5 protein-coding genes are annotated in these 9,278 nt (G+C 55.7%); 4 read left to right on the top strand and 1 reads right to left on the bottom strand.

All coding sequences use genetic code 11. From position 1 onward, the window contains the following. On the top strand, positions 1-1,107 hold a 1,107-nt coding region (locus RMSM_RS02780), incomplete at its 5' end, for a phosphopantetheine-binding protein (RefSeq protein WP_144057330.1). 6 nt (positions 1,108-1,113) lie between these two features. Then, the gene (locus tag RMSM_RS36325; RefSeq protein WP_008691265.1) at positions 1,114-7,521 is read left to right on the top strand and encodes a type I polyketide synthase; all 6,408 of its coding nucleotides are present in this window, start codon (positions 1,114-1,116) and stop codon (positions 7,519-7,521) included. Between the two features lie 36 nt (positions 7,522-7,557). On the opposite strand, the gene RMSM_RS41710 is transcribed toward RMSM_RS36325, so the two are convergent. Continuing rightward, complete coding sequence (locus RMSM_RS41710) at positions 7,558-7,731, bottom strand: hypothetical protein (RefSeq protein WP_008691263.1); 174 nt, start codon at positions 7,729-7,731, stop codon at positions 7,558-7,560. 280 nt (positions 7,732-8,011) lie between these two features. On the opposite strand from RMSM_RS41710, the gene RMSM_RS36320 reads away from it, so the two are divergent. Together RMSM_RS36320 and RMSM_RS02765 are read left to right on the top strand one after the other, a co-directional pair. Next, positions 8,012-8,578 carry a TadE/TadG family type IV pilus assembly protein gene (locus RMSM_RS36320; protein WP_008691262.1) on the top strand — a complete coding sequence of 189 codons (567 nt, stop codon included), beginning with the start codon at positions 8,012-8,014 and terminating at the stop codon, positions 8,576-8,578. Between the two features lie 71 nt (positions 8,579-8,649). Next, on the top strand, positions 8,650-9,278 hold a 629-nt coding region (locus RMSM_RS02765; protein WP_008691260.1), incomplete at its 3' end, for a VWA domain-containing protein.

Below are 9,278 nucleotides of genomic sequence, written 5' to 3'. Positions count from 1 at the left end.
GCAGTCGACCAAACGGAATTACTGATCGTCGACCCTCAAACCCTATCCGTCTGCGATGAACGGGTGATTGGCGAGATTTGGATCAAAGGGGCTAGTGTCACCGCAGGCTATTGGAATCGTGACGAAGAGAATCGTCAGCGATTTGCCGCCTTGACCGCCGACGGCCGTGTTGGTTTTTGTCGTACCGGTGACCTCGGCTTCTTGGACGACGGACAACTGTATGTAACCGGACGGATCAAGGATGTCGTGATTCTGCGCGGCCGCAACTTGTACCCTCAAGATATCGAAGCGACGGTCCGCGAGATCATCGGCAACGACGGTGGGCAATGCGCGGCGTTCTCTGTTGAAGGCCCACGCGGCGAAGGGTTGGCGATTGTTGCCGAAGTCCCTCGTCACAGTGATGAATCCGCCTATCCCGATTGGGTGCGTTCGATTCGGCGCACGGTGATCGATGTGCATGAAGTCGATCCACGCAACGTGTTGCTGGTACGCCCTGCAACGGTGCCGTTGACGAGTAGCGGAAAAGTCCAGCGGCATCGATGCCGCAAAATGTTCGATGCTGACGAGATTCGCTGCAAGTATCGTTACGACCGCAAATTTTTGTCCGAGCAGGCGCCGATTGCGATTCCCAAACTTCCCGAACATCCCACTGCAGCCGATCGCGAACCTCTAACGCGTATGATCGAAGCTTGGCTTGCCGAGTGGTTAGTCGTCCGTGCCGGCGTGGCTCCTCATACCGTCGAACTCGACAAACCGTTTGCCGACTACGGACTCGATTCGATGACATCTGTCGAACTCAGTGGCGAAACCGAGGATTGGTCGGGAATCGAGCTGACACCGATTGTGGCGTGGAACCATCCCACGGTGGCTCAGCTGAGTCGGTTTATCGCCAAAGAATTGATTGGTTCGGAAACCTCGGAAAATCAGCTCGTGCGTGAGCCATCGATTGCCAACACATCGCACAATGGTGCCCCCACGCGAGAATCTGTCGACGAATCGGTGTCGCAAGACGTGTCACCCGAAGAGCTCGAAGCCTTATTAAGTGAAATCGAACAACTTTCGGACGCCGAGATCGACGCGGCCCTGAGCGACAAGAAAAAAACGTAATCACCGATGGACAAACAACTTGCCGCACGACTGGCCAAATTAACTCCTGCGCAACGTGCGTTGCTACAGAATCGGCTCGGATCGCGTCCGCAGCCTTCGGTGGATGATTCGTCCTCAGTTGATGATTCCAATGCGATTGCCATCGTCGGAATGGGTTGCCGAATGCCCGGTGCGGATTCGCCCGATGCGTTCTGGGACCTGATCCAACAACAGCGAGAAAGCGTCGGTCCGGTGCCGGCAAGTCGCTGGGACCGTGATCAATATTTCGATCCCAGTGGCCGCACGCCAGGAAAAATGTCGGTTGACGCGATCGGAGCCGTCTCGAATGTCGACATGTTCGACCCTGCTTTCTTTGGGATCGCACCGCGTGAAGCATCGCGAATGGATCCCCAACAACGACTGTTGTTGGAAGTCGCCTGGGAAACCATCGAAGACGCCGGCGTCCCAATCGAACGTTTATCGGGAACTCAAACGGGTGTCTTCATCGGCATCGGCGGCACCGATTACTCCAAAATCCCTGCTCGCTACCCTGACTATTTCGAACAGATCGATGCCCACATGGGAACCGGCAACGCGCTCAGCATCGCCGCGGGCCGAATCTCGTATCTGTTCAATTTACAAGGCCCGTCGTTTATCGTTGACACCGCATGTTCATCGGCGTTGGTCGCGGTCCACTCGGCCGTCATTTCGCTGATGCGAGGCGAGAGCGATGCCGCCATTGCCGGCGGAGTGAATCTGATCCTTTCGCCGGAAACCACGATCGCCTTCAGCAAAGCAAGAATGCTGAGCCCCGATGGCCGATGCCGTTCATTTGACGAAAACGCCAATGGTTACGTCCGCGGCGAAGGTTGTGGTTTGATCTTGATGAAACGTGCAGCCGACGCCCTTCGCGACGGCGATCGAATCTTGGCCATGATCCGCGGCAGCGCGGTGAATCAAGACGGACGAACCAGCGGAATTACGGCGCCAAGCGGATCGGCCCAGCAACGTGTCATCCGCGATGCCATGAAAGCAGCCGGAATCTCGGTCGACGACCTGACCTACATCGAAGCTCATGGCACCGGTACCCCGCTTGGCGATCCGATCGAGTTGATGGCGTTGTCGGAAACATTTGCCTCGAGAAACGAGACCCTGCCGCCGGTTCACATTGGCAGCGTCAAAGCGAACATTGGGCACACCGAAACCGTGTCCGGCATTGCCGGTTTGATCAAAGTGTTGAAGATGTGCCAACACGAATGGATCGCGGGGCAGGCCAATTTCGGCAAACTGAATCCCAATGCAAAACTGGATTCAAAACGCCTCAAGATTGCCACCGAAAACGAAGCTTGGACGCCTAGCAAACAGGGGCGTTTCCTAGCCGGTGTTAGTTCGTTTGGGTTTGGTGGAACCAATGCCCACGTGATTTTGGAAAAGGCGACTCAGTGCACACCAGCCAACCAACAACCGGCACGTGTCCCCCCATGCTTTTTCCTACCACTTTCAACTCGTAGCGAGGACGCGATTCCCGCAGCAGCTCAGCAAGCGTTGGATCGATTGAACGATCCTTCGGTGACCGACGCGATGCAAACGCATCACCTGTGCGGTTCTTATGCGAAATATCGCAGCATGTTATCGCACCGTGCCGTCGCCCTAGGCGAAACCCGATCGGAACTTTCCAAAGGGCTACAGCGACTCGCCGAGGGCGTTGCAACCAAACAAGTCGTCAGCGGCCGTCCGGCGCACGGACGTCGGCCACGAATCGCGTTGCTGTTTACCGGCCAAGGATCTCAATATGCGGGAATGGCATCCGGCTTGATCCCAACATTGCCGAGTTTCCAATCGTCGCTCGAATCCTGCGCGGCGATTCTTGACCCCGTTTTAAACTTGTCGCTGCTGGAACTGCTCTGTGACGACGTACCGGGCCGCTCGATCGACGACACCGCGATGGCTCAACCCGCGATCACGGCGGTCCAAATCGCGTTGGTCGATTCGCTGGCCAACGCAGGAATTGTTCCCGATGTGGTCGCAGGCCATAGCATCGGCGAGATCGCCGCGTTGTATGCTGCCAAAGCGTTAAGCAAAGAGCAAGCACTGATGCTTGCCGCCCATCGCGGCCGTTTGATGGGCGATCTTCCTCCGCGTGGTACGATGACTGCGGTGTTGGCTAGTGCATCGCAAGTCCAAGATTGGATTGACGAACTTCAATCGGATGCGGTGATTGCGGCAATCAACGGTGATCAAAACACCGTTGTCGCAGGCCCACGAAACGCGGTCCAGCAAATCGTCTCGAAAGCCGAAGCGGCTGGTACGGTGTGTCGACCGCTGAAGGTATCGCACGCCTTTCATTCGCCATTAATGCAAGACGCGGCCGCTCCGCTGCGAGCGAGTCTAATGCAGTGGGTTGGTGACGTAACATTGCCGCCTTACGTCACCTTTGTCTCTTCCGTAACAGGAACGGTTCACGAGGGAACGATCGACGTCGACTACTGGATCGATCACTTGATGAGCCCCGTTCGTTTCAACGACGTGATGGCCGAACTGGCCACCCAAAACATTGATCTCGCGATCGAAGTCGGGCCGCGGCCTCAATTGACGGGAATGATTCGTCGCTCGCTGAAATCCGACGACGGCGAACCACTGCTCCGGACCGTGGACACGCTACACCCGGACGATCAAGATTACACCAACTGGATCCGTGCCGTTGCCACCGCTTGGTGCGTCGGGGCCCCGGTTGATTTCGCCGCAATCGATCGCATTTACCCGTCACACCGAGTGCCGCTGCCGACGTATCCGTTTGTTCGACAACGCTGCTGGCATGCACCTCCCGCTCTGGAATCGGGGATTGGCGGTCAAAGCGTCCATCCGATCTTGGGGACACGTCAACGTTTAGCATCCGGTGGATTGCTGTTTGTTTCGCATCTTGCGATTAACAAACCTGGCTATCTTTCCGAACATGTCGTCAGCGAATCCGTGACCGTCCCCGCCGCCGCCTGGATTGACGCACTAGCGATTGCCGCGAAGGAATTATTCGGCGAGCTTTCCTACGAACTGTTTGAAATCACCGTTCACCGAGCGTTATTTTTGCACAAGGATCAATCCGTGGAAATCCAAACCACGGCCGATCCCATTCAAGGCGGACAATCGCAAATCCAAATTCACTCGCGACCCCAGGGATCGGATTCCGAATGGACGTTATCGGCTACCTGCCGAGTGAAAAAGTCCAACGGCACGATGTTGGCGGCTTTGAAACGCCTAAGTCCAGAGAAAGCGACCTCGGTTGACCGAGTCGCATTCTACGAATCGCTCGCCGAATCGGGACTTCGCTATGGGGAATTGTTCCAACCGCTGCGTTCGATCCTTACCGACGATACTGTCTCTAGTGCCCGACTAGAAATGGACGAGAGTTTGCGGAGCGAAGCAAAACGCTCGTTGGTCCATCCCACATTGCTCGACGGCGCCTTGCAACTGATTGCGACCACCATGCCAGCGTCGATTCGCGAATCGGCTGACCCGCCCACCTTCCTTCCTGTGGGCGTCGACCGCGTGGTGACCCAGGACGGGAATGAAATCGTCTCGGCGGTCGTTCGTCGTCACCCAAACATGAACGACCAGTGGAATGAAGTCGTTGCCGATGTCCAATTACTCGACCACGAAGACCGAATCTGTGTGTCGCTACAAGGAGTGCGTTGCAAGCGATTACAAAAAGATCACACCCGCTACCAAATGGATCCTCAACAATGGATCTATGAATGCGAGTGGACCGCTGTATCAATTCCAAATCCGCAACCAAGCGAAAACCACACCGCATCCGCGATCCGCCATTTTGGATCGGCGATTTACCAAACCCTGCTGCCTACGACGTGGGAACCGAGTTCGCAACAAGAACATTGGCTGTGGACACAGCCACACACGCATGACGATGTCGAAGCGAGTGTTTGCGAATTGATGAAATTCATTCAATCGGCGGTTCGCCAGCCCAAGACGCCATTGGTTTCGCTGGTGTTACAGAGTGCTTTTTCGACTGGCGATGAACACAGCATCCCAGCATCAGCGGCGCTTGCCGCGATGGCTCGTGTAGCAGCCAATGAATACCCGGCTCTGCAAATCCGAGTGCTCGATGTCGCGACGTGTGATGCGATGAGCGCCGAGCCGGTCGCAACTTGGCTCACTCGCCAATCGGACGAAACCGAACTTGCCTATCGCAACAATCAATTTTTGTCGCCCCGTTTGATCACATCTCCACGTTCGTTCTCCAAAGTCTCGAACGCATCTCAATTGCCGATTCCGCTGAGCGGCAGCTATCGCATCCGACTTGATGGAACCAACCGGACCGAAGGGTTATGGGTCGAGCGGATGGCGATGCCCAAAGCGAAACCGGACGAGGTGGTGATTTCGGTCGATGCAGTTGGCTTGAACTTTAGCGATGTACTAAAGGCAATGGGGCTGTATCCCGGAATCTCTGATGCAGTGGTCCCGCTGGGGATTGAAGCGAGCGGCACGGTGACGGCAATTGGGGATCAAGTGCAATCGGTAGCCGTCGGTGACAAGGTGATGGGAGTGGTGCCATACGGCTTTGCGTCCGATGCCGCGACAAAGGAATACTTGGTCACCAAGGTTCCAGCGGGAATTAGCCCGCAAGAGGCCGCGAGTATCCCGGTCGCTTATATGACGTCGCATTATGCACTGCGAAACATTGGCCGATTGGCCGCAGGCGAATCGGTTTTGATCCATGCGGCTGCGGGCGGCGTCGGATTAGCCGCAATCGAGGTAGCACAGAGCGTCGGTGCGACGGTATTCGCCACCGCAGGCAGCGAGCTGAAACGCCGCTTGTTGTCGATGCTGGGCATTGACCCGCAAAACATTTTTGACAGCCGGGATATTGATTCACTCCATGCCATTGGTGCTCGCACCAATGGACGTGGCGTTGATGTGGTTTTGAACTCGCTGCCGGGCGAATGGATCAACCGGTCGTTGGAATTGTTGGCCGCACATGGTCGCTTTTTAGAGATTGGCAAAACCGACATCTATCAAAACCGGCAACTCGGTTTGTTGCCGTTCCAGGACAATCTGACCTATTCGGCAATCGATCTGGATCGACTGTTTCGCCATCGGCCGGATGAAGTGCGAACGCTGTTTACCGAGGTAGCCGAGCAATTCGCAAAGGGCGTCTATCAACCCAAACCGATTACCACGTTTGCGTTATCGGATCTGCCGGCATCGCTACGCTTCATGAGTGCCCGGCGAAACATTGGCAAAATTGTCGTGTCGCCAGAGAAGAATGCCAGCGTTGACTCACGCGATCATGTGACCGCCGACGGATCATATTTAATCTCCGGTGGCAGCGGCGCGATCGCGATGGGCGTCACGCGGCGGTTGATCCAACGGGGCGCAACCAAGGTCGTCCTGGTTGCACGTCGTGCAGCGACCGAGCAAGTCGAAGCACTGATCAATTGGGCCAAAGAAAACGGCGCGGATTGTCGCTATCTGCAATGTGACTGTACGAATCAAGAGGAACTGCGTACCGCGCTGCGACGATTGCCTGAATCGATGCGGCCGGTGGTGGGCGTGATCCACACCGCCGGTCTGTTGGACGACAGCTTGCTACACGAGATGACGTCCGACAGTGTGGCTCGCGTGCTGCGACCGAAAGTGGATGGAGCGGTTGCGTTGGCCAAGGCCACCGAAGACCAACCGCTGAGGATGTTCAACATGCTGGGATCGGTGGCTTCGGTATTTGGGTCGCCGGGGCAAGCCAACTATGCTGCCGCGAATGCAGCTTTGGAGGCTTTTGCGGCGTCACGACGCAATCAAGGACTACCTGCTAACGTCATCCACTGGGGCCCTTGGAGCTCTGCTGGCATGGCGGATGACCCGATACGGCTAAAGAACTTGGCCTCGCGTGGTCTGCGTCCCTTGCGGTTTGATGCGGCGTTGGATTTGCTGATCGATGCCGGCAATCCAAACGGCCCTCGCTCGCGAGTGGTGGTTGACGCCAATTGGCACCAGATGTTTTCATCGATTCCCGAATCCGCGGTGCCGTCGGTATTGCGTTCGTTGCACACGGCCAACGGTCAATCTCAATCCGAGGTGGTTTCGGCCAAAGACGACGCCCTGCTGATGGAATTGCGTTTGCTCGACCATGATGCTCGATGCGAACGACTGGAAATCTACTTCAGCCAACAACTCGGAAAGATCATGTCGTTGGACCCGACCACCTTTGATCGATCTGAATCACTCGGTTCGCTTGGCCTCGATTCGCTGATGGCTATTGAACTGAAAAACACGATTGAAACCAAATTAGCGATCGTGATCCCGATCAGCCATTTCATGGACGAACCCAGTATCGCGACGCTAGCGAGGATCGCGGCGGAAATCATCGTCGACGATGCAGCGGAAGCGAATCTCGAGCAAGAATCGTCGGTCGCTCCGCAGTAGCGGATACAGGCCCAATAGCGGAAACGGCCCGCTCGCTTACTTTGATTCTTTTAGTTTCTTTGCTTCGGCTTCCAACGCAGCAACTTCGTCCTCGAGTTGCTTCAGTTCATCGAGATCGTCTGCCTGTTCGCGTGACCCAGCCAAACGAGGGCGAAGGGTTTGCAGTTTCTTGTTGATGACATCGAGACGCTTCTTCGCTTTTTTGTCCATGATTTCGTTATCTGAGAAAGATTTTGGGGAAACATCAATCCAACATTGTACTTCATATTGCTGGCACGCCGAGTCGGCATAGGGAAATCTCGCAGCGATGCGATGGGTTCACAGCGACACGCTAACGTCGCCCACTCGGTCGCCATCTGTCGTTGCTGATGTCGCCTCAAACGGCGGTGCACTTGATGCAACCGGAACATCCTGCATGACATACCAACTCAGTCTCTGAAAATATCAAACGAGCCCCGTTTCCTTGGGGGGTTCGCAAGCTACTTATTGATTGAATGCGAAGCCTGTCGTCGCCTCTCCGGTTGCCGACGCGAATCCCATCCTTCAAACAAAATCATTAAGAGCGATCTCCGATATCATGGGTGTCACCGAACCACAACGCATCGCCGAATTCCCCAGCACACACTGCGTTGGTCGCTCTGTCGCCATCAATCGCAGCTCCACACGGCGCGGCACCGTCAGCGTTGAATTTGCCTTTGTCGCCATCCCGATGTTTATCTTGCTGTTTGCCGCCATCGAATTGGGGCGTGGGATGATGGCAGTCCAAGCGTTAGAAGAGGCCGCGCGGTCGGGTTGCCGAATCGCAGTCCTAAAAGGGGCGAACGAAAAGGATGTCAAAGCCGAAGTCAATCAATTGTCCGATGCTATGGGGATTTCCAACACCAGCATCGAAATTGAACCCGCTTCGCTAAATACTACTCCGCAATGGGCCCCGGTCACGGTACGCGTCACCGCGAATTTTGCGGATATGACGTGGTTGCCTATCCCACGCCATTTCAGCGGGTTGAGTTACACCGCCGCCTGTGTCCTGCCGCGCGAAGGCGAAATCGTTCAATAGTCTCGATGCGTCAGCTTTCTTTCACCCGCCACACATGATGGCACTTCACTTTTTAACAGCGAGTTTCGGTCATGCCACAAATTGCTTACTGCCCAGCGTCCAAGCGTCAAGGGGGTACGATCGTGCTGTTCGCCGTTTTGATGGTTGTGATTGTTGGCATGGCAGCCTTTGCTGTCGACATCGGCCGGATGCAGTTGGTCCGCAGCCAGTTGCAATCCGCAGTGGATGCGGGAGCCATCGCCGGAGGACTGCACCTCAAAAACAACCCTGATGACATCCAGGGCGCTAAGGCGGTGGCGGAAAGTTTCATTGCCAAAAACAAAGTGGGTTTCGTCGCCAATGTTCCCCCAGAGACGATTGCCTTGGAAACCGGCAACTGGGATCCCAACACCGAAACGTTCACGGCATCCAATACCCGCGCCAGTGCGATTCACGTCCATGCGGTCCAAAACAATGAACCGTTCTTTTTCGCAGGAATCTTTGGTCAATCGTCGTTCTCGATACCACGCCAAGCGATCGCTTCGGCGCCTGGCATCCCACTAGATATCGTCATGGTCCTCGACTTGTCCAGTTCGATGGGCTCCGACGGACGGATCGAGGCACTGCAACAGGCTTCGCCTGAATTTGTGACCAATATCGAACTGTCATTAAAAGAAGATCGCATCGGAGTGATGGGATACGGCGCTCGAAAAGGTAGGTA

Origin of the sequence: Rhodopirellula maiorica SM1 (assembly GCF_000346295.1) — a bacterium.
In the GTDB taxonomy this organism is placed as follows: Bacteria; Planctomycetota; Planctomycetia; order Pirellulales; family Pirellulaceae; genus Novipirellula; species Novipirellula maiorica.
Note: the sequence above shows the minus strand (reverse complement) of the source record. Positions and strands in the feature narration are given on the sequence as shown.

Excerpts from the sequence above, each read along its gene's own strand:
- RMSM_RS36325 (WP_008691265.1), top strand. The coding sequence starts at position 1,114 with ATGGACAAACAACTTGCCGCACGACTGGCCAAATTAACTCCTGCGCAA.
- RMSM_RS41710 (WP_008691263.1), bottom strand. The coding sequence starts at position 7,731 with ATGGACAAAAAAGCGAAGAAGCGTCTCGATGTCATCAACAAGAAACTG.